The 19,065-nt window shown below is 69.5% G+C and carries 16 protein-coding genes and 1 pseudogene; 10 read left to right on the plus strand and 7 right to left on the minus strand.

Annotated features, from left to right (window positions below; genetic code table 11):
• A pseudogene (locus ACN469_RS07360) lies at positions 1-561 on the minus strand (hypothetical protein); the annotation flags it as partial.
• Positions 562-719: 158 nt separating this feature from the next.
• Complete coding sequence (locus tag ACN469_RS07365) at positions 720-2,477, minus strand: TadA family conjugal transfer-associated ATPase (protein WP_498765543.1); 1,758 nt, start codon at positions 2,475-2,477, stop codon at positions 720-722.
• A gap of 167 nt (positions 2,478-2,644) precedes the next feature.
• Here ACN469_RS07365 and ung point away from each other — a divergent pair, with 167 nt between their 5' ends.
• The 5 genes from ung to ACN469_RS07390 all read left to right on the plus strand — a co-directional run bounded on the left by ung (position 2,645) and on the right by ACN469_RS07390 (position 6,961).
• Positions 2,645-3,322 carry a uracil-DNA glycosylase gene (gene ung, locus ACN469_RS07370; protein ID WP_498765545.1) on the plus strand — a complete coding sequence of 226 codons (678 nt, stop codon included), beginning with the start codon at positions 2,645-2,647 and terminating at the stop codon, positions 3,320-3,322.
• A gap of 62 nt (positions 3,323-3,384) precedes the next feature.
• A complete protein-coding gene (locus tag ACN469_RS07375) occupies positions 3,385-4,188 on the plus strand; it encodes an acyl-CoA thioesterase (protein ID WP_498765547.1) in 804 nt (267 codons plus the stop codon).
• A gap of 60 nt (positions 4,189-4,248) precedes the next feature.
• Positions 4,249-4,743, plus strand: coding sequence for a DUF3592 domain-containing protein (locus ACN469_RS07380; RefSeq protein WP_498765549.1), 495 nt, complete (start codon positions 4,249-4,251; stop codon positions 4,741-4,743).
• Positions 4,744-4,832: 89 nt separating this feature from the next.
• The gene (locus ACN469_RS07385; protein WP_498765551.1) at positions 4,833-5,780 is read left to right on the plus strand and encodes a hypothetical protein; all 948 of its coding nucleotides are present in this window, start codon (positions 4,833-4,835) and stop codon (positions 5,778-5,780) included.
• Complete coding sequence (locus ACN469_RS07390; protein ID WP_498765553.1) at positions 5,780-6,961, plus strand: tetratricopeptide repeat protein; 1,182 nt, start codon at positions 5,780-5,782, stop codon at positions 6,959-6,961. Before ACN469_RS07385 ends, ACN469_RS07390 begins: the two co-directional genes overlap by 1 nt.
• A gap of 58 nt (positions 6,962-7,019) precedes the next feature.
• On the opposite strand, the gene ACN469_RS07395 is transcribed toward ACN469_RS07390, so the two are convergent.
• Together ACN469_RS07395 and ACN469_RS07400 are read right to left on the minus strand one after the other, a co-directional pair.
• Positions 7,020-7,388 carry a response regulator gene (locus tag ACN469_RS07395; RefSeq protein ID WP_498765555.1) on the minus strand — a complete coding sequence of 123 codons (369 nt, stop codon included), beginning with the start codon at positions 7,386-7,388 and terminating at the stop codon, positions 7,020-7,022.
• Positions 7,389-7,462: 74 nt separating this feature from the next.
• A complete protein-coding gene (locus ACN469_RS07400) occupies positions 7,463-8,824 on the minus strand; it encodes a M24 family metallopeptidase (RefSeq protein WP_498765557.1) in 1,362 nt (453 codons plus the stop codon).
• Positions 8,825-8,994: 170 nt separating this feature from the next.
• Between ACN469_RS07400 and ACN469_RS07405 the strand changes: the two genes are divergently transcribed.
• A complete protein-coding gene (locus ACN469_RS07405) occupies positions 8,995-9,768 on the plus strand; it encodes a tetratricopeptide repeat protein (RefSeq protein WP_498765559.1) in 774 nt (257 codons plus the stop codon).
• A 231-nt stretch (positions 9,769-9,999) separates the two neighbouring features.
• Positions 10,000-12,777, plus strand: a complete 2,778-nt coding sequence (gyrA, locus tag ACN469_RS07410; RefSeq protein ID WP_498765561.1) for a DNA gyrase subunit A — start codon at positions 10,000-10,002, stop codon at positions 12,775-12,777.
• An 81-nt stretch (positions 12,778-12,858) separates the two neighbouring features.
• Here gyrA and ACN469_RS07415 read toward each other — a convergent pair whose 3' ends face one another.
• The 3 genes from ACN469_RS07415 to ACN469_RS07425 all read right to left on the minus strand — a co-directional run bounded on the left by ACN469_RS07415 (position 12,859) and on the right by ACN469_RS07425 (position 15,101).
• Positions 12,859-13,410 (minus strand): hypothetical protein, encoded by a 552-nt coding sequence (locus tag ACN469_RS07415; protein ID WP_498765563.1) that lies wholly within the window; start codon positions 13,408-13,410, stop codon positions 12,859-12,861.
• A 173-nt stretch (positions 13,411-13,583) separates the two neighbouring features.
• Positions 13,584-14,420, minus strand: a complete 837-nt coding sequence (locus tag ACN469_RS07420) for a PfkB family carbohydrate kinase (protein WP_498765565.1) — start codon at positions 14,418-14,420, stop codon at positions 13,584-13,586.
• A 9-nt stretch (positions 14,421-14,429) separates the two neighbouring features.
• A complete protein-coding gene (locus ACN469_RS07425) occupies positions 14,430-15,101 on the minus strand; it encodes a nuclear transport factor 2 family protein (protein WP_498765567.1) in 672 nt (223 codons plus the stop codon).
• Between the two features lie 234 nt (positions 15,102-15,335).
• On the opposite strand from ACN469_RS07425, the gene ACN469_RS07430 reads away from it, so the two are divergent.
• From ACN469_RS07430 to ACN469_RS07440, 3 genes are all read left to right on the plus strand, one after another.
• Entirely contained in the window at positions 15,336-16,319 is a 984-nt protein-coding gene (locus ACN469_RS07430; RefSeq protein ID WP_498765569.1) for an iron ABC transporter substrate-binding protein, read from the plus strand.
• 10 nt (positions 16,320-16,329) lie between these two features.
• Positions 16,330-17,895 carry an ABC transporter permease gene (locus tag ACN469_RS07435; protein ID WP_498765571.1) on the plus strand — a complete coding sequence of 522 codons (1,566 nt, stop codon included), beginning with the start codon at positions 16,330-16,332 and terminating at the stop codon, positions 17,893-17,895.
• A 95-nt stretch (positions 17,896-17,990) separates the two neighbouring features.
• The gene (locus tag ACN469_RS07440) at positions 17,991-19,046 is read left to right on the plus strand and encodes an ABC transporter ATP-binding protein (protein ID WP_498765597.1); all 1,056 of its coding nucleotides are present in this window, start codon (positions 17,991-17,993) and stop codon (positions 19,044-19,046) included.
• The last annotated feature ends 19 nt before the right edge of the window (positions 19,047-19,065 follow it).

The following is a 19,065-nucleotide window of genomic DNA, read 5'->3' on the forward strand; positions in this document are numbered from 1 at the left end:
CGGCACGTCCTTCACGGTGGGCCGCGTCGCCCGCGTGGGGGGGGGAACGTCGTCGATGGGGGGCGCGGGAGGCAGGCGGCGCAGCGCGCGCTGCGTGTCGGGCACCACCACGTCCAGGGACTGGGTGAGCGCATCCAGCAGCTTGTCCTGGGGCACGTCGACGGCGAAGTGCTCCGCCACGAGCGCGCCGTCCTTCGCCGCGTAGACGCGCACTCCGGCGCGGTAGCCGCTCGGCTTCTGGGCCAGCTCCGCCACGAGCACGACCTCCGCCTTGCTGGCGGTGCCGAGCCACTGCAGGCACGGCGCCTCCGTGCGCTTGCAGCGCAGCAGCGCGCGGCGCCGCGCCGCGGGGAGCTTGCGGGTGACATTCTCGATGCGGATGACGCGCAGCCCGCGCGACTCGAGCTGCTCGGCGATGTGCCCCTGCCCGAACTCGATGATGTGGGCGGGGGCTCCCGTCGCGTCCGGTGGGGCGATCAGCACACTCACGGGCCCCTGCGGCGGAGGTGCCGCGGGCGCCTGGGCGACCACGGAGAGAACGGCGACGAGGGTAATCAACACACGATCACTTTCCCCCCGACACGACCTCCTCGCAAGGCCGGGAATCAGGGGCTACTCACCTCGGGTGGCGGCACGCGCGCTCCCGGTGCGTGCGGTGGGAGGTGACCCCACCGCCCAGGTAGCGTGCGGTGGGAGTGGCCAACCCCGTCTTCCAGGCCTCAGCGACGAGGCCGCTCGGGCGGCGGGGGGCGAATCTGCGTCTTCTCCGACGTCTTCAGCTCGGAGGAGGGGGCGTTGGTGTCCTCGTCGTCGTCTTCCTCGACGGGGCGGGAAGGGATGGACGGCGGGGGTCTGCGCGCGGGGACCGCGGGACGAGCGCCGCCGGAGAGCGGAGGCCTGGGCGGGGGCGTGCCGGGGCGGCGTGGCGGCGGGGGGCGGCCCGCGTCGGTGAGCAGCTCCTCGTCCACCTCCACCTTGGCCTCGGAACCGAAGGGGTTTCGGGTGGGCGGCGGCGTCCGGTCGTCATCTCCCACGTTGGGAGGCGGCGGCGGACGCGGCGCGGCGGCCCTCACGGCGGGGGTCCCCGCGGGTGGAGTGGCGGCGGCGCTGCCAGCGGGCGGAGTGGCGCTGGCGGCCCGGGGCGTGGCAGGCGGCGTGCCGGGTCTGGCCATGGACGCGGGGAGGCTCGCGGGCACCTGCACGGCGGGCGCGGGCGCGGCCTTGGCGTCACGGGCGTCCTGCCTCAGCTTCTCCTCGAATTCGGACCACTCCTTCTTGAAGTGTTCGGGGTCCGGACGTCCCTCCTCGCGGTGCTTGAGCGAGGGGGCCCAGCGCACGGTGTAGGACTCGCCGGCGTGGAAGACGGGCGGCGGGGGGATGCCGTACGTCGCCGGGTCGAAGAAGGCCTCGTCCAAATCGCCGAAGCCGTACGCCTTCGCCTTGGCGACGAAGTTGGGGATGATGCCCGTGGGCGCGTGGTAGCCGAGGATGTGGCCTTCCTCGTCCTTGGTGACGGGCGTGAAGACGAAGATGTCCTGGGTGCGGTAGTCGCCCTTCTCGGTGAGGGGCAGCACCTCCGACAGGGCGGACGTCTTGCGGCTACCGTCGTGGTAGCGCTCGCAGCAGATGATGAAGTTGATGGCGCTGGCCACCTGGGCGCGGACGGCGACCATGGGCAGCTCGATGCCGGACATGAGGCACAAGGACTCCACGCGTCGCAGCGTGTCCGTGGGCGTGTTGGCGTGAGTGGTGGCCAGCGAGCCGCCGTGGCCCGTGTTCATCGCCTGCATGAGGTGGAACGCCTCTCCGCCGCGCACCTCGCCGACCACGATTCGGTCCGGGCGCAGACGCAGGGCCGAGTGCAACAGGTCTCCCATGTCCACGGCGCCCTTGCCGAACTTGTCCGGCGGACGGCTCTCGAAGGGGACGACGTGTGTCTGGTTGAGCTGGAGCTCCGCCGAGTCCTCGATGGTGAGGATGCGCTCGTCGTCGGGGATGAGGGAGGAGACGATGTTGAGCAGCGTCGTCTTGCCGGAGCCCGTGCCGCCGGCCACCAGCATGTTGAGCTTGGTGGCGATGCCCGCCTCGATGAGCCGCGCCATCTGCGGCGTCAGCGAGCCGAACTTCAACAAGGACTTGATGGTGAGCTTTTCCTTGAAGAACTTGCGGATGGAGATGGTGGTGCCCTTGCGAGCAATCGGCGGAATCACCACGTGGATGCGGCTTCCATCCGGAAGGCGCGCGTCCAGGCGCGGCCGCTCCTCGGTGAGCATGCGGCCGACGAACTGGGCCATGTTGCGCGCCGCGCCGATGAGGCCTTCCTCGGTGAAGGCGGCATCCGTGCGCGTCAGGCGGCCCTTCTTCTCAATCCAGACGTCGGTGGGGCCGTTGATCATGATCTCCGACACCGCCTCGTCGTCCAGATAGGGCAGGACGGGCTTGAGGAAGGCGCGGAGTGACTCGGTGTACATCGTCATGGCGCCCCCCAGGCTAGCGCGGCTGGTGCCAACCCCCAAAACCCGCCGTACCCGCCCGCCTGCTCCCTGGGGCGTTGTCGGCCCGCCGACGCCGGCATGAAAGGGATGGGCCCCGTGGGACGGGGGTGTTTCAATGCCCCCCGCGCGTTGGTCGGGGAGTCACGCACATGCTGAAGGACAGGCTGCCGCAGGACTGGAAGCAGGCGCTGAAGGCCTCGCTGGATTCACCCTCGTTCCAGGAACTGGAGCGCTTCGTGGCGAAGGAGCGCCAGGAGGCCACCGTCTTCCCCTTGGAGGAGGACCTGTTCTCCGCCTTCCGGCTCACACCCTACGCGGACGTGCGCGTGCTGCTCCTGGGGCAGGACCCGTACCACGGGCCGGGACAGGCGCATGGGCTGGCGTTCTCGGTGAAGCCCGGGGTGCCCTCGCCGCCCTCGCTGGTGAACATCTTCAAGGAGCTGGAGGCGGACGTGAAGGTGCCGCGCCCCAAGGACGGCTCCCTGATTGCCTGGGCGGAAGAGGGCGTGCTGCTGCTCAACGCGGTGCTGACGGTGCGTCAGGCGAAGCCCAACAGCCACGCGGGCCATGGGTGGGAGGACTTCACGGACGCGGTCATCCGCGCGGTGAGCGAGAAGACGGAGCCCGTGGTCTTCCTGCTGTGGGGCAAGTACGCGCAGAAGAAGAAGAAGCTCATCGATGCGAAGCGGCACGTCGTCATCGAGGGCACGCACCCGTCCCCCCTGTCGGCCAGCAGCGGCTTCTTTGGCAGCAAGCCCTTCAGTGGGGTGAACCAGGCCTTGGCGTCGAAGGGCCGGCCTCCCATCGACTGGCGCTTGTCGCGGTGAGTCGCGCCTCGCGCTGACAGTCCCTTCGCGGCGGGCGGTGGCTTGATACGGTGCGTCGTGACATGACCGCCGCCTTCCTCGCCGCCTCCACGCCCGAGCCCGTCGGGCCGAACCGCTACCGCATCCGCTTCACCTCGCCCTGGTACCAGGGGCGGGGCGCGTATGGAGGCCTGGTCGCGGGCACGGCGCTGCGCGCCTTGGAGCACACGGTGGGGGACGCGGCCCGGCCGGTGCGCTCCTTCACCATGCACTTCTGCGCCCCGGCGGTGGAGGGCGACGCGTGGGTGACGACGCGAATCGAACGGGCGGGAAAGCTCGTCACCCAGGCCACCGTGCGCGTGGAGAACGAGTCCGGCGTGGTGGCCATGGGCAGCGCGACGTTCGGCGCGACGCGCGGTGGCGCCATCGAATACCTGGAGATGTCGCCGCCGAAAGTCCCGCCTCCGCACGAGGTGCCGATGACGCCGGACGACGTGCCCATGCCGGACTTCTGCCGCTTCTTCGAGTTCCGCTTCTGCATCGGCTCGGCGCCGTACTCCGGGGCCGCCGTCGCGGAGACGGGCGGCTGGCTGCGCCCGCGCGAGCCGACGGTGCTGGACGCGCCCCTGTGCGTGGGGCTGATGGACGCGTATCCGCCCGCGGTGCTCTCCCGCGTGGACGGCTTCCGCCCGGCCGCCACCGTGGACTTCACCATGCACTTCTTCCAGGCGCTGCCCCAGGCGGGCCTGAAGCCGGACGCCCAGTTCCTGCGCACCGGCCGCTCCCTCCAGGCCGGGGGCGGGTACTCGGAGGACTCCCAGCAGCTCTGGACCGAGGACGGCCAGCTCCTGGCTCAGTGCCGGCAGCTCTTCGCCGTGATGGGATGACGGGCTGAGGCACGGGCCTCGGGGCCTGCCCACGCGCGGCCTTCTGGTAGTGTCCTCGCCGTGCGCGTGCTCTGGGGCATCATCAGCATCATCTGTGCGCTGCTCGTGGCGGCGGGCTTCGTCTTCGTCTTCGCCGGGCTCAAGGACGTCCTGCGCGCCCTGCACTCCCGCCGCTGGCCCACCGTGCCCGGCACCGTCCTGGCCGCCGAGGAAGTCGAACACCGCCTCCCCGTGCCCGGTCAGACGGAGCCCCGCGTCCACTACGAGGCCCGCGTCCAGTACGAGTACTCCGTGGGCCGCGTCCTCGTCGGCACCGCGACGTTGCGCGTGGACCCCGCCGCGCGCACCAACCCCGACGACGCCCAGGCCACCCTGCGTCGCTATCCTCCGGGACAGGCGGTCCGGGTCGCCTACAACCCCGAGGACCCGACGGACGCGGTGCTGGAGCCCGGGGCGCACGCGCCCAGCTTCGTGCGGCTCGTCGTGGGCCTGGGGCTGGTGGGCCTGGGCATCTGCATTCCCTTCATTGCCCGCTGGTTCATGGCGCGCGTGTAGGAAAATCTCCGTCCAGGACGCAACTGATCCGCGCCAGGGCCGAGAATCCGTCACATTCTCTTTCGGTCGTCCCCGTTCCGAGGTCTTTCATGAGCGATCGCTCCTCCATCCGCCGCGGTCAGCAGCCCCAGGTCCGGTCCTCCACGCAGACCGCCCAGAACACCCCGGTGGTGAAGAACACGACCACGGACAAGGTGGTCAAGGACACCAACACGGGCGTCCAGACGACCTTCCAGGACGGCCGCCTCCAGAGCCACTTCGAGCGTGAGAAGAGCACCACGCAGAACTGGAACACCAGCTACAGCACCGAGTCCCAGCACGAGTCCACCGGGCGCGTGACGGGGCTGATGGCGGGCGTGCTGGGTCAGATTCCGAAGGTCGGCATCGACGGCCAGTTCACCAAGGGCGCGGCGGTCAAGAAGTTCGAGGGCGGCTTCGGCGACGCCAACAGCGTGGCCCAGGGCTACGGCAAGATGAGCGTCCTCGAGGCGGAGCTGAAGGGCTCCGGCGAGATTGGCATCGAGGGCGGCAAGGTGTTCGCCCGGGGTGACCTGGACGCGAAGGCCACGCTGATTGACGCCGAAGGCACCCTGCGCGCGGGCGTCGGCCCGATTCAGGCGGAGCTCCAGGGCAAGGCCTGGGTGGGCGCCAAGGCCGGTCTCCACGGTGAGGTGGAGCTGGACCCCATCAACGGCAAGTACGCGGCCCGCGTCGGTGGTGACGCCTTCATCGGCGCCCGCGCCGGTGTGACGGGCAACGTCAAGCTGGGCGACTACGGCGGCGTCACGGGTCGTGCGGAGGCGTGGGCTGGTGTCGGTGTGTCTGCTCGTGCCGAGGCGAGCTGGGACAACGGCCGCTTCAAGGCCCGCGTGGACTTCGGCGCGGCCCTGGGCATCGGCTTCAAGCTGGGCTTCGACGTCGACATCAACTTCGGCAAGATTGCCGACGCGGTGAAGAGCATCATCGAGAAGCCGGTCGAAGTGGTCAAGAATGTGGTGAAGTCCGTCGGCAACTTCTTCAAGGGGCTGTTTGGCTGATGGCGGAGACCGCCAGATACGACGCACTTCTCGCAGCCGGGGAGCTGGACCAGGCACGCCGTGAGGCCGAGGCCGCGCTCAAGCGCGATGCCTCGGACCAGGCGGCCCGGGTCGCGCTCGCCCGGCTCGCGGCATTCGATGGCAACGAGGCCCAGGCCGAGTCGTGGCTGGTGGGCCTGAGCGCGGAAGCGCCGGGCGTGCAGCTCGTCCGCGCCGCGCTCCTCACCCGACGCGGCGATGCGGCCGGCGCGCTGGCGCTCTACCGGAAGGTCGCGAAGGCACAGCCCGACCGCGCCGAGGCGTGGTTCGGCCAGGGCTACCTGCTGGCGGAGACGGGCGACAACGCGGCGGCGCAGTCGGCGCTGGAGCGCGCGGTGAAGCTGGCTCCGGACGCGGGCATCCACCACTTCCACCTGGGGCGCGTGCTCTTCGCGCAGGAGAAGCTGAAGGACGGCTTCCACCACCTCCAGGAGTCCTTGCGCCTCAACCCGAGGCACGGGCCCAGCTACCTGGTGCTCGCGGTGGCGCTCCAGGCGGGTGGCGAACTGGAAGCCGCCGAGGAGCTGCTCACCACGGGCCTGAAGGTCCTCCCGGACGACCCGTACCTGCTCAACGGGCTGTGCAACGTGCTGCTGGCGCGGGGCAACCTGGCCGGCGCGGTGAAGGCGGCGGAGACGCTTGCGCGCGTGGAGCCGGACAGTCCGGCGGCGCAGGGGAACCTGGCGCGGCTGCGGCTGGCGCAGGGACGGCTGCCGGAGGCGCTGGAGCTGTGCCGCAAGCTGGCGTCGCGAGGCCAGGCCACCGCGCAGAGCCGCATGGTGGAGGGCATGGCGCTGGAGGCCCTGGAGCCGGTGGACATCCCCGCCGCGCTGGCCGCGTGGCGCGAGGCCGTGAAGCTGTCCCCGGACGACTGGGCCCCCGCCAACAACCTGGGCAATCTGCTGATGCGCATCCCGGAGGATGAACTCCCGGGCGCCGGACAGCAGGCGCTGGAGGTGCTGGAAGAGGCGCATCGCCGCGCGCCGGAGCGTCCGGAGCCCCGCCTCAACCTGGCGGTGGTGCACGCGCGCCTGGGGCAGAAGGACCAGGCGAAGGCGCTCGCGCGCGAGCTGCTGGCGCTGCCCCGCCTCGCTCCTGAGTGGCGCGAGCAGGCCGAGCGACTCATTCAGGCGCTGGCCTGACGCGGGCCGGGTGAAACAGTGCCCGGGGCGATGTCTCGCCTCGGGCCCGCTGTGTGTCTCAAGCCGCGACGTTGGCCAGCTGTTTCATGAGCAGCCGAATCAACTCCACCGGATGGATGGGTTTGGGCAGCAGCTCCGCGCCGTAGCGGATGGCGACGGGGATGAGGTCGTCGAGCTGCTCGTGTCCGGTGAGGAAGATGAAGGGCGCGCGACACTCCTTCAGCTCTCGCATGGCGATGAGCACGTCCGCGCCATTCATCTCCGGCATGTTGTAGTCGCAGAGGATGGCGGAGATGGCCCCCAAGTCCTGCTGGAAGGCCGCCTCCGGCGACTGCACCGTCACCACGTGATATCCCGCGCTCTGGACGATGTCTGACACCAGCGAGAGCACGAACAAATCATCATCGATGACCAGCACGGTCTGCATCGCGCTCTCCCGGTAAGCCCGGCTCATCCTATGAGCCGGGCCGGCTTGGTGGGTAGGGCGCGCGACGCAACTCGTCAGCGCGGCTTGGGAGCAGCGGGTCCCGATTGCCCCGGCGTGGGCGTGGAAGGAATGAGCACGAGGTCCTCCTGGGGAGGAATCAGGTACTCGGCGCCCGTCTCGGTGACGACGGCCATCTCCTCCACGGAGACGATGCGCTGGGCATCCGGGGCGCCGTCCTGCCAGGCGAAGAAGCCGTCGAAGGCGAACACCTGTCCGGGGCGGACGATGCGCAGGGACTGGCCCTTGGCGGGCTTGGGCTTCGCGCCGCCAGAGAGGGCCGGGCCCACGTCATGTGCCCAGTAGCCCACGGGATGGCCGGTGCCCCACATGACGGGCTCGGAGCCGGCTTCGCGCATCCAGTCGCGCTGGGCCTTGTCCACGTCCCACCCGCTGGCGCCGGGCTTGAGGGCCGCCAGGGCGATGCGGCTGCCCTTCTTGCCCTTCTCCCACTTCTCCAGCGCGGCTTGTGACGGTTGTGTCTCGCCCGGGGCCAGCACGTAGGCGAAGCGCTGGATGTCCGTCACCCACATGCCGCCCACGCGAATGCCGAAGTCCGTCTGGATGAAGTCACCCGGCTGGATGACGCGCTCGGTGGCGTGCGAGTGGCCGCGCGTGGGCCCGCTGTTGACGTTGGGGTTCTGGTCCGGCGCCCACGCGTCCCCCACGCCCAGCTCCGCCATCCGCTTCTTGAGGAAGCGCGCCACGTCCACGTCGCGCGTCTTGCCCGGCACCACCGTCCGGTACGCCTCCACTTCCAATTGCGAGGTGAGCGCGGCGGCCTTGCGCAGGATGTCCACCTCCTCGGGCAGCTTCACGGAGAGCCACTCGGAGACGACGTCCTCGGACGACACCAGCTTCTTGCGCAGGGCGGGTGACAGCGCCTTCTCCAGCGCGGCGCGCTGCGAGGAGGACAGCCCGTCCGCCACCGTCACCGCCGTGGAGGCGTTGATGGCGATGCGCGCGGGCTTCGCGGCGGCGAGCTTCGCGGCCACCTGCGCGTAGAGGTCCACGCCGCGCTCCAGCGGCACCACTTCGTCCAGCGGCCCGACTTCGCGCAGCGCCGTGGCCTCGCCCGCGGGCGACAGCGCCACCGCGCGCACCGCGTCGCCCTGGCGCAGGAACAGGAAGGCCGCGGTGCCGCCCGCGTTCTCCCCGCCGACATGGATGGCCAGCGGGTCATTGTCGTTCTCCCGGCAGAACACCACCCAGGCGTCCACGTTGGCGCGGGCCATGGCCTGGGGCAGCAGCTTCTGGATGCGCTCCTTGCGGATGCGCGGCCAGAGGTCGCCAGTGACGACAGGGTCTGCCCCGGCCGCGCCCGCCAGGGGAGCGGAGAGGAGCAGGGCGGAGAGGAGGGCGTACCGGGCGCGCTTCATGCGTCGGAAATCCTTTCGGGGGAAGGCGCGGCCATCATCCCCGACCTCGTCCGCGTCCAGCACCGCCCCGGTGTGAAGTCCTATCGAGCCCTCGTGAAGAAGCTCTCTGTCAGTCCAGACAAACCGGTGCGCGCAAGCGTCCGCGCCGTGGCTCGTTTAAGGTGATGACCATGGCCAAGAGCTCCTCCCGCAAGTCCGCCACGAAGGTGAAGGTGAAGAAGCCCGCCGCCCGTGCCGCTGCTCCCAGGAAGGGCAGGGCGACCAAGCCGGCGAAGCCCGCCGCCAAGCGCGCTCCGGCGCCCGGCTCCAACGACGCACCTCCCATCGTCCTCGAAGCCGAACCTGTCTTCACCGACGAGCCCGGAATCGAGGCGCCCAAGGCCCTGCCCTCGGGCGAGGAGGGCACCGGCCGCGTGCTGCCCTTCGAAATCGACCCCAAGCGCATGGAAGAGGGGCTCCGCAAGCTCCAGGGCGAGGTCGTCCACTGGGCCAACAAGGGCCGCTACACCCGCGTGCGCTTCAAGTTCCGGGGCAAGCAGCTGCTGCCCGACCTTCCGCTGGCGGCCGTCGTCGCGGCGGAGGGCCTCACCTTCTACTGGGGCGGCATCCTGCGCGTGCTCATCGCCAACGTGGTGGGCCGCAGCGTCTTCCAGGTGGAGCTGGTGAACGACGCGGAGAAGCGCGTCCAGGCCGGCAAGGAGGCGCTGTTGTCGGGTGACGTGGACCAGGCGCTGACACTGTTCCGCGAGGCCGTGTCCATGGACCGGGATTCCGCCGCCGCGCACCTCAATGTGGGCGTGGCCCTCAAGCTGAAGGGAGACCGGGAGGGGGCGCTCGCCGCCTTCGAGAAGGCCAGGGCGAAGGACCCGGAGGGCTCTCTGGGAACCGAGGCCGAGCGCCTGGCGGCCCCCCTGCGCCCCGCGGGAACCCCCCGTCCTTCCTGAGGCCTCCGGACGGCCTTTTTTTCTCGCGAAAAGCGGGCTGAAACGAGGGGGTTCGAGCGTTCAGTAGGGGGCGCTTTTTCGCGCCCCTTCGACCTGCTATCGAACCACTTCGTCCTTTGGGCGTTCACCCCTTCGTTTCCCCTGTTGACGTAGGGAAATCCAGGGGTTACGAACGCTCCCACACTGGATGGCGGCCCCTCGCGGGGTCCCTCCGCGACACTCCCAGAGCCCATGGCCGACGACACCACCGACAAGCCGGCACCGCCCTCCGCGCCTCCGCCTCCCAACGGCGCCGGAGAGCTCATTCCCGTCAACATCGAAGACGAGATGCGCCGCTCGTATCTCGACTACTCGATGTCCGTCATCATCGGTCGCGCGCTGCCCGACGTTCGTGACGGCCTCAAGCCCGTGCATCGCCGCGTGTTGTTCGCGATGAACGACCTGGCGAACTACCACAACCGCCCCTACAAGAAGAGCGCGCGCGTGGTGGGTGACGTCATCGGTAAGTACCACCCGCACGGCGACTCCTCCGTCTACGACGCGATGGTGCGCCTGGCGCAGCCGTGGAGCCTTCGCTACCTGCTGGTGGACGGCCAGGGCAACTTCGGCTCGGTGGACGGCGATATGCCGGCCGCCATGCGCTACACCGAAGCGCGCATGTCCCGCCTGGCCGAGGAACTGCTGGCGGACATCGACAAGGAGACCGTCGAGTTCGGCCCCAACTACGACGACTCCCTCGAAGAGCCGCTCGTGTTGCCGGCGCGCTTCCCCAACCTGCTCGTCAACGGCAGCAGCGGCATCGCGGTGGGCATGACCACCAACATCCCGCCGCACAACATGACGGAGGTCATCAACGGGACGCTGCACCTCATCGACCACCCGACGTGCACCGTGCGGGACTTGATGGAGTTCATCACCGGCCCGGACTTCCCCACCGGCGCGTTCATCACCGGCCGCGAGGGCATCCACCGCGCCTACGAGACGGGCCGCGGCCAGATTACGGTGCGCGCCCGGTCGGAAATCGAGACGTCGAAGAAGGGTGACCGCGAGGCCATCATCTTCACGGAGATTCCGTACCAGGTGAACAAGGCGCGGCTCATCGAGAAGATCGCCGAGCTGGTGCGCGAGAAGAAGCTGGAGGGCATCAGCGACATCCGTGACGAGAGCGACCGTCAGGGCATGCGCATCGTCATCGAGCTGAAGCGCGACGCGATTTCGCAGGTGGTGCTCAACAACCTGTACACCTCCACGGCGCTGGAGACGACGTTCGGCGCGGTGATGCTGGCCATCGACGGCGGGCAGCCGCGCACGCTGAACCTGAAGGAGATGCTGGACCGCTTCATCGCCCACCGCCGCGACGTGGTGACCCGCCGCACCCGCTACGAGCTGCGCAAGGCGCTCGCGCGCATGCACATCGTCGAGGGTCTGCTCGTCGCGCAGGACCTCATCGACCTTGTCGTGAGCCTCATCCGCGCGTCCAGGGACCCGGATGAAGCGCGCTGGGGTCTGATGAACATCCTGTCGCCCAACCTCTACGAGCACGAGCGCTTCGCCAACCTCCAGCGCATCGACTACGCGAAGGCGAAGGCGCAGATGGAGATGCTCGTCGCGCGCGCGCGCAACGAGGAGCCCGCCTACCAGGGCCTGGTGCACAAGTACGAGGGCGCGGGCTTCAGCCAGGAGCAGGCGCAGAACATCCTCGAGATGCGCCTGCAGCGCCTCACCGGCCTGCAGCGCGAGGAGCTGTTCCGCGAGCTGATTGGCCTGGTGCGCGACGTGGCGCGCCTGCAGGACATCCTCGCCAACGAGCTCTCCCTGCTCACCGTCATCAAGACGGAGCTCCTGGAGATTCGCGAGCGCTACGGCGACAAGCGCCGCACCGAAATCATCGGCGCGGTGGATGACATGACCAGCGAGGACCTCATCGCCGAGGAGACGATGGTCGTCACGCTGTCGCATACCGGCTACGTGAAGCGCTCGCCGCTGTCGGAGTACCGGGCGCAGAAGCGCGGTGGACGCGGCAAGACGGGCGCGGCGACGAAGGAAGACGACTTCGTCAGCAAGCTGTTCGTGGCCAGCACCCACGCGTACCTGATGCCGATTACGACCAAGGGCAAGCTGTACTCGCTCAAGGTGCACCAGATTCCGCAGGCCAGCCGCACGTCTCGCGGCAAGGCGATGGTGAACCTGGTGCAGTTCGGCGAGGGCGAGCGGCTGGCGCAGGTGTTGGTGACGCGCGACTTCCCGGAGAACCGGTACGTCTTCTTCGTGACGAAGAAGGGCGTGGTGAAGCGCACGGACCTGAGCGCGTTCGACAACGTCCGCTCCAGCGGCATCATCGCGCTGGGCATCGACGAAGGGGACGAGCTGGTGGCGGTGATGATTACCGACGGCACCAAGGACATCCTGCTGTCGACGGCGTCGGGCATGAGCATCCGCTTCCCGGAGACGGAGGTCCGCTCCATGGGGCGTCAGGCCTTCGGTGTGAAGGGAATCACGCTCGAGGACACCGACGAGGTGGTGGGCGCCGACGTGGTGGAGAACGACTCCGCCATCCTCACCGTGACGGAGAACGGCTACGGCAAGCGGACGGAGGAGTCCGAGTACCGGCAGCAGGGCCGTGGCGGCAAGGGCATCATCGACATCAAGGCCACCGAGCGGAACGGCAAGGTGGTGGGCCTGCTCCAGGTGAAGGAGACGGACGAGGTGATGCTCGTCACCAACGGCGGGATGCTCATCCGCATGAAGGTGAAGGAGATCTCCGTCATCGGCCGCAACACGCAGGGCGTGCGGCTGATTGCGCTGGAGAACGAGCAGGAGAAGGTGATGGCCCTCTCCAAGCTCCCCGAGGGTGAGGAGTCGGAGGAGGAGTCCGACGCGACGACGCCTCCGCTGGAGGCGGGCGTCACGGACTTGGCCGAGGAGCCGGTGGCCGAGTCCCCGTCAGAGGAGCCCGCCGAGGAGCCGGTAGCCGACGAGGGCGGTGGCTCCGAGGAGCCGCAGGCCTGACGTTGGCTTGAGCCGAGACGTTCAGCCCCTCTCTCCCATGCTGGGAGGGAGGGGCTTTTTCATGCGCGGGGTGGCGAGTGATTAGAACAGCCCGGTGAGGGAGAGGGTCGCCAGGCCGCTCAGCCGAGACAGTCCTTCGGGGCTGTCGCAAGCGGCCAGGCCCGTGGAGAGATAGGTCGTGGTCCTCGTGACGGTGGCACCTTCGAACTTGCCCGACTGCACCGTTCCCACGTTCGTCAGGACGGCGAGGTTGCCATTGATTTGCGACGACACGCGCGTCTGGATGAGCGTCGAGGTCTCCCCTGTGTTCCAGGTGATGACGGAGGTCGAGGAGCCGATGCTCAACAGGTCCATGCAGGAGAAGCCGGGCCTGAAGCTGCGGATGGTGTTGGTGCCGGAGGTCACCGTTCCACCCAGCAAGGAGATGCAGTTGGAATAGACAGTCGTGGTGACGACGGTGACGTCCTGCTCCACGTTCTTGAGGGGCGGTGAGTAGTTGATGGCCGCCGAGCCGACAAGGCACTCGACGAGCGTCAGCAAAGGCTGCTCGGAGCGGGCCAGTTCTTCCTGAGCGGAGGGAGGCTGTTCGCGTGATTCCTCTCCGCAAGCAGCGAGCACGGCGACAACCAGCATCGAGAGAGTGACGGCACTTCGTGGACCGTGGTGCAAGTCTGGCTCCGGGTGGTTCTGTGGGCGGCGCACTATCCGTCAGGTCGCCGTGCGAACCCCAGACATCCGTGAGCAGCATTTGAATCCGAGAAGGTGGTGTGAACCCACGAACAACGCGAGTCAAAAGTTCCTGAGAATCAGCGCAGCTCGATGGGCAGCCGAGTCACATCCAACCTGGGCACGCCGACCTGGGTCACCGCCTGGGCGCCGAACCAGTTGGCCAGCTCCGCGCAGCGCGCCAGCGGCCATGCGCGCAGCAGGCCCAGGGTGAAGCCCGCGAGGAAGCAATCCCCCGCGCCCGTCGGGTCGACCTCGTCGGCGGGCCAGGACGGCACGTGCAGCGTGTCCCGCGCGGTGAGCACCGTGCACCCCTTCGCGCCCCGGGTCATCACCAGACACGTCTTCGCGCGCACCGCGTCGATGTCCAGCACACGCGCCTCCTCCTCGCTCGCCTTGAGCACGTGCAGGTGCCCCAGCAGCGCCGCGAAGGGCGTGTCTTCGAGTCTCTGATTGAGCACGCGCCCGTGCGCATCCAGGGTCCGCAGCAGCCCCTGCGCATCCGCCAGCACCTGCGTCGCATGCAGGGACAGTCGGATGAGCGTCTCGGGCAGCACCTCGCCCATGACGCCACACGCGAGCGCCACCCGCGCATCGAAGGTGATGTCCTGGGGGCGGATGGGCTCGGAGCGGGCGTCGACTCGAAGCACGCGCTCCTCCTGGCTCAGGTCCGCGATGAACCGCGTGGTGCGCGTGCCCGGGACGATGCGCGGTGGATACCGCACGCGGTCCGCGTAGGCGAAGTCCTCGCCCGCGACGGCCACCACCGCGTGGTCCACGTCCATGGCGGCGAACACCGAGGAGATGTACGCCGCCGAGCCTCCCAGCGTGTGCACCGTGTCTCCCGGACCTCGCGACAACACGTCATGGCAGTAGTTGCCCACGACCAGCGCATCACACGAGGACCGGGGAGGCATGGGGCGGGCCTACTTCCGCGTGAAGGTCGCCGGCACGGGCGCGCCCGCGGCCTTCTCGTCCGTCCACGCGATGTGCAGCACCCACCAGCGCTGGCCGTCGAAGATGAGCTGCACGTTGTTGATGCCGCGGGCGAACGGCGCGCTCTCGGGCGTCTCGCGCGTCTCGAACGCGCTCAGCACGTTGACGAGGTCTCCGTAGCCGGCGACCTGGCGGTGCGTCTCCTTCTCGAAGAAGCCACGCGTCTTGAAGAGCTCCTCGCCCAAGGCCACGTACTCGTCGGGGGTGATGGGAGCGACACCCGGCGGGCCGCCGGGCTTGGTGCGCTGGACGGAGGCCAATTGCGCGCCGGGATAGAAGAGGGAGCGGAAGCGCTGCCAGTCACGCGGCTTGCCGGCGGGGCCGCTGATGGAGTCGTAGAGCGCGGCGAGCAGCCCGTCCTGGGTCTTCACGTCCTCGGGGCGCGCCTGGGGCATCTTCTGGAGCGCGGCCTGGGTCTTCTCCGCTGCCAGCTTCATCGGGTTGGGTGTCGAGGGCTTCGGGGCGGTGGCTGGGCTCGTGGGGGCCTGTGGCTTCGCGGCGGGACTCCCCGTCGCGGGAGCGGGCGCCGCTGATGCCTGGGCGAATGACGGAGCTGCGAGCAACAGGGCCGCGGCGCACGCTGCGGTGTACAGACGATGCATGGGATGAACCTCCAAGACGTCGAGAAGCACCGCGCGGCAGATTAACCTGACGTCCCAGGAACTGTCTGATGCCGCGCGCGGTTCCTTGTCGATGTTCGCGCTTCGACAGTCCCTGCACGCAACATCGAGGGCCAGGGCTGCCTTCCTGAGAACGACCTCATGGCCAAAGGGAGTTGCCCGCAGGTGCGCGCAACGGGTGGAACCGTGCGGGCGTGTCCGTTAGGGTGCCGCGCCATGATGCGCAAACTCCTCCTGACCTTGCTTCTGTCCGTGTCCTCCACCGCGCTGGCGGCGGAGCCGCTCACCGTCTACTCCGGCCGCAACGAGAAGCTGGTGGGGCCGCTGCTCAAGAAGTTCACCGAGAAGACGGGCGTCGAGGTGAAGGTGCGCTACGGCGAGACGCCGCAGCTCGCCGCCACGCTGCTGGAGGAAGGTGACAAGACTCCGGCGGACGTGTTCTTCGCGCAGGACGCGGGAGCGCTGGGGGCGCTGGGCAACGCGGGCCGGCTCCAGGCGCTGCCCAAGGCGACGCTGGACAAGGTGGACGCGCGCTTCCGCTCGCCGACGGGGCTGTGGGTGGGCGCCAGCGGCCGTGCGCGCGTCGTCGCGTACAACACGAAGAAGGTGAAGCCGGCGGACCTGCCCAAGAGCATCCTCGGCTTCACGGATGCGAAGTGGAAGGGCCGGCTGGGCTGGGCGCCCACCAACGCGTCCTTCCAGTCGTTCGTCACCGCGCTGCGGCTGCTCAAGGGCGACGAGGCGGCGACCGCGTGGCTCAAGGGCGTGCAGGCCAACGAGCCGCGCGTCTACAAGAACAACGCGGCCGTCGTCGAGGCGCTGGGTCGCGGTGAAATCGACGCGGGCTTCGTCAATCACTACTACCTGTACGCCGCGAAGAAGAGCAACGCGGAGCTGCCGGTGGCCAACTACTTCGTCGCGGCGGGAGACCCGGGTGCGCTGGTGAACGTGGCGGGCGTGGGCATCCTCCAGGGGACGAAGCAGGCGGAGTCGGCGCAGAAGTTCGCCGCGTTCCTGCTGGAGCCGGAGGCGCAGACGTACTTCTCCCAGGAGACGTACGAGTACCCGCTGGTGAAGGGCGTGAAGACGGCGGACGCGCTGCCGACGCTGGCGAAGGTGGGCTCGCCGGACCTGGACCTGTCCAAGCTCGACGACCTGCGTGGCACGGTGAAGCTGCTCCAGGACACCGGCGTCCTCTGAGGTTGTCGAAGTGACGCGTCGTCCTCCGGGGTGGTTGCTGGTGTCGGGGTGGGTGGTCGCCGCGCTCGCGGTGTTGCCCGCCGTGTACCTGGGCGTTCGCGCGGCGGAAGCCGATGCGGACGCGTGGGCCCTGCTCTGGCGAGACAAGACGTGGGGTCTCTTGTGGCGCACGCTGGGGCTCGCGGTGGCCGTGACTGTCTGTGCCGCCCTCGTGGCCCTGCCGCTGGCGTGGCTCACCACGCGCACGGACCTCCCGGGACGACGTGGCTGGACGGTGCTCTTGTGTGTGCCGCTCGCGGTGCCCACCTTCGTCAGCGGCTACGTGCTGCTGGCGACGTTCGGCCACGGGGGCGTGCTGGAGGATCCGCTGTCGCGCTGGGGGCTGCCGGTGCCCTCGGTGTATGGCTTTCCCGGGGCGCTCCTGGCGCTGACAGTGTCCACGTATCCGTATCTCTTCCTCGCGCTGCGAGCGGGGCTGCTCGCGCAGGACCCCGCCTGGCTGGAGGGCGCGCGCAGTCTGGGGATGAGTCCGACGCGGGCCTTCTGGAAGGTGACGGCGCCGCTGTTGCGTCCGGCCTTCGTGTCCGGTGCGCTGCTCGTCGGGCTGTATGTGTTGTCGGACTTCGGCGCGGTGGCGCTGCTCCAGTACGACGCCTTCTCGCGCGCCATCTACGTCCAGTACGAAGGCGCGTATGACCGGACCTACGCCGCGCTGCTGGGGCTGATGTTGGTGGGGGTGACGGCGGTCGTGTTGGTGCTGGAGGTGCGGCTGCGAGGCCGCGCGGGATATCACCGCAGCGCGAAGGGCGCCGCGCGAGTGTTCTCGCCCGTGTCGCTGGGACGCTGGCGGCTGCCCGCGCTGCTGCTGTGTGGCGCGGTGGTGGCGGTGGGCGTGGTGCTGCCGGTGGGCGTGCTCGTGTACTGGGGCGTGCGGGGGCTGGTGGGGGAGAGCGCATCGATGATGGCGCCGGCGCTCGGCTCGGTGCTCGCGTCGGTGCTGGGCGCGGTGGCGTCGGTGCTGTGCGCGCTGCCGCTGGCCTTCCTCGCGGTGCGATATCCGGGGCGGCTCACCCTGGCGATGGAGCGAGTCTCCTACGTGGGTTATGCGCTGCCGCCCATCGTCCTGGCGCTGTCGCTCGTCTTCCTGGGCGTGCGGGCCCTGCCGTTCCTCTACGGAACGCTGGTCATGCTGGTGCTGGCGTACGTGGTGCGCTTCCTGCCGCAGGCGGTGGGCACGGTGCGCTCGGCGCTGCTCCAACTGAATCCGCACCTGACGGAGGCCGCGGCGTCGCTGGGGCAGCCTCCCTCGGCGGTGTTTCGGCGCGTCACCGCGCCGCTCTTGCGTCCCGGGTTGCTGGCGGGCGCGGCGCTCGTCTTCCTCACGGCGATGAAGGAGCTGCCGGCCACGCTGCTGCTGGCGCCCATCGGCTTCGAGACGCTCGCGACGCGCGTGTGGGGCGCCACGGCCGAGGGGCGCTTCGCGGAGGCCGCGCTGCCCGCGCTGGTGTTGATGGCCATCTCCGCGTTGGGTGTGGGGCTGCTCGTGTCGCAGGAGGGCGACGCACCCCGGAGCTGACCTCTCGTGCGCGAGGTGGACATCGAGAAGCTGATGGCCGCTCGGCCGCCCTGGAAGTAACGGCGGAACGCGGTAGGGTGCGCGGCGCCTTCGCCATGTCCCTGCTCACGCTCGACGCCCTGTCCCTGCGCTACACCCCCAGCGGTACCGCCGCCGTGGATGGCCTGTCATTGTCCGTGGAGCCCGGTGAGGTGGTGGCGCTGCTCGGCCCCTCTGGCTGCGGCAAGACGACGACGCTGAGACTGGTGGCGGGCTTCGAGCGTCCTGGCGCGGGCACGCTCACCCTCGATGGCCGCGTGCTGGCGGGCCCGGGGGCCTTCGTGCCTCCGGAGCAGCGCAGCGTGGGCATGGTGTTCCAGGACTACGCCCTGTTCCCTCACCTGTCCGTGCTGGAGAACGTGACGTTCGGCCTGTCGAAGCTGTCGCGGCGCGAGGCGGAGGACAAGGCGCGCGCCATGCTGACGATGTTCGGCCTGGGCGAGTTCGCCTCGCGCATGCCGCACGCGCTCTCCGGGGGACAGCAGCAGCGGGTGGCGCTGTCTCGCGCCCTGGCGCCGGGCCCGCGCGTGCTGCTGTTGGACGAGCCCTTCTCCAGCCTGGACAGCGGGCTGCGCGCCTCCACGCGAATCGAGGTGCGCCGGGTGCTCAAGTCGTTGGGCGCCACGGTGGTGCTCGTCACGCATGACCAGGGCGAGGCGATGGCCTTCGCGGACCGGCTGGCCGTGATGCGCGCGGGCAAGGTGGAGCAGGTGGGCACGCCCGAGTCCGTCTACTCCGCGCCGCGCACGGCCTTCGTCGCGTACTTCCTGGGCGGCACGAATCTATTGCCCGGCATGGGCTTCGGTGGCGGAGCGCGCACGGTGTTGGGCAACCTGCCGGTGATGGGGCAGGCGAAGGGCAAGGTGCTGCTGTCGCTGCGTCCGGAGTCACTGCGGCTGGTGCCGGACACGGATTCGGTGGCGGTGGGTGGAGCCCTCCGAGCGGAGGTCCTGTCGCGAGAGTTCCAGGGGCCCAGCGCCGAGTACACCGTGGCCTGTGGTGGCATGGAGCTGGTGGTGCGTGGCGCGCCGGAGCTGCCGTTGCGGCCGGGAGCGCGGGCGCGGCTGGAAATCGTGGGGAAGGCGGGCGTGCTGGAGGACAGTCCCGATTAGGTTGGCTGTCCTCCGAGCG

This window comes from Corallococcus terminator, assembly GCF_049194865.1.
GTDB classification, from domain to species: domain Bacteria; phylum Myxococcota; class Myxococcia; order Myxococcales; family Myxococcaceae; genus Myxococcus; species Myxococcus terminator_A.

What these genes read in the sequence shown, in the direction of transcription:
- ACN469_RS07365 (WP_498765543.1), bottom strand. Translation starts at nt 2,477, where the DNA reads ATGACGATGTACACCGAGTCACTCCGCGCCTTCCTCAAGCCCGTCCTG.
- ung (WP_498765545.1), top strand. Translation starts at nt 2,645, where the DNA reads ATGCTGAAGGACAGGCTGCCGCAGGACTGGAAGCAGGCGCTGAAGGCC.
- ACN469_RS07375 (WP_498765547.1), top strand. Translation starts at nt 3,385, where the DNA reads ATGACCGCCGCCTTCCTCGCCGCCTCCACGCCCGAGCCCGTCGGGCCG.
- ACN469_RS07385 (WP_498765551.1), top strand. Translation starts at nt 4,833, where the DNA reads ATGAGCGATCGCTCCTCCATCCGCCGCGGTCAGCAGCCCCAGGTCCGG.
- ACN469_RS07390 (WP_498765553.1), top strand. Translation starts at nt 5,780, where the DNA reads ATGGCGGAGACCGCCAGATACGACGCACTTCTCGCAGCCGGGGAGCTG.
- ACN469_RS07395 (WP_498765555.1), bottom strand. Translation starts at nt 7,388, where the DNA reads ATGCAGACCGTGCTGGTCATCGATGATGATTTGTTCGTGCTCTCGCTG.
- ACN469_RS07400 (WP_498765557.1), bottom strand. Translation starts at nt 8,824, where the DNA reads ATGAAGCGCGCCCGGTACGCCCTCCTCTCCGCCCTGCTCCTCTCCGCT.
- ACN469_RS07405 (WP_498765559.1), top strand. Translation starts at nt 8,995, where the DNA reads ATGGCCAAGAGCTCCTCCCGCAAGTCCGCCACGAAGGTGAAGGTGAAG.
- gyrA (WP_498765561.1), top strand. Translation starts at nt 10,000, where the DNA reads ATGGCCGACGACACCACCGACAAGCCGGCACCGCCCTCCGCGCCTCCG.
- ACN469_RS07415 (WP_498765563.1), bottom strand. Translation starts at nt 13,410, where the DNA reads ATGCTGGTTGTCGCCGTGCTCGCTGCTTGCGGAGAGGAATCACGCGAA.
- ACN469_RS07420 (WP_498765565.1), bottom strand. Translation starts at nt 14,420, where the DNA reads ATGCCTCCCCGGTCCTCGTGTGATGCGCTGGTCGTGGGCAACTACTGC.
- ACN469_RS07425 (WP_498765567.1), bottom strand. Translation starts at nt 15,101, where the DNA reads ATGCATCGTCTGTACACCGCAGCGTGCGCCGCGGCCCTGTTGCTCGCA.
- ACN469_RS07430 (WP_498765569.1), top strand. Translation starts at nt 15,336, where the DNA reads ATGATGCGCAAACTCCTCCTGACCTTGCTTCTGTCCGTGTCCTCCACC.
- ACN469_RS07440 (WP_498765597.1), top strand. Translation starts at nt 17,991, where the DNA reads ATGTCCCTGCTCACGCTCGACGCCCTGTCCCTGCGCTACACCCCCAGC.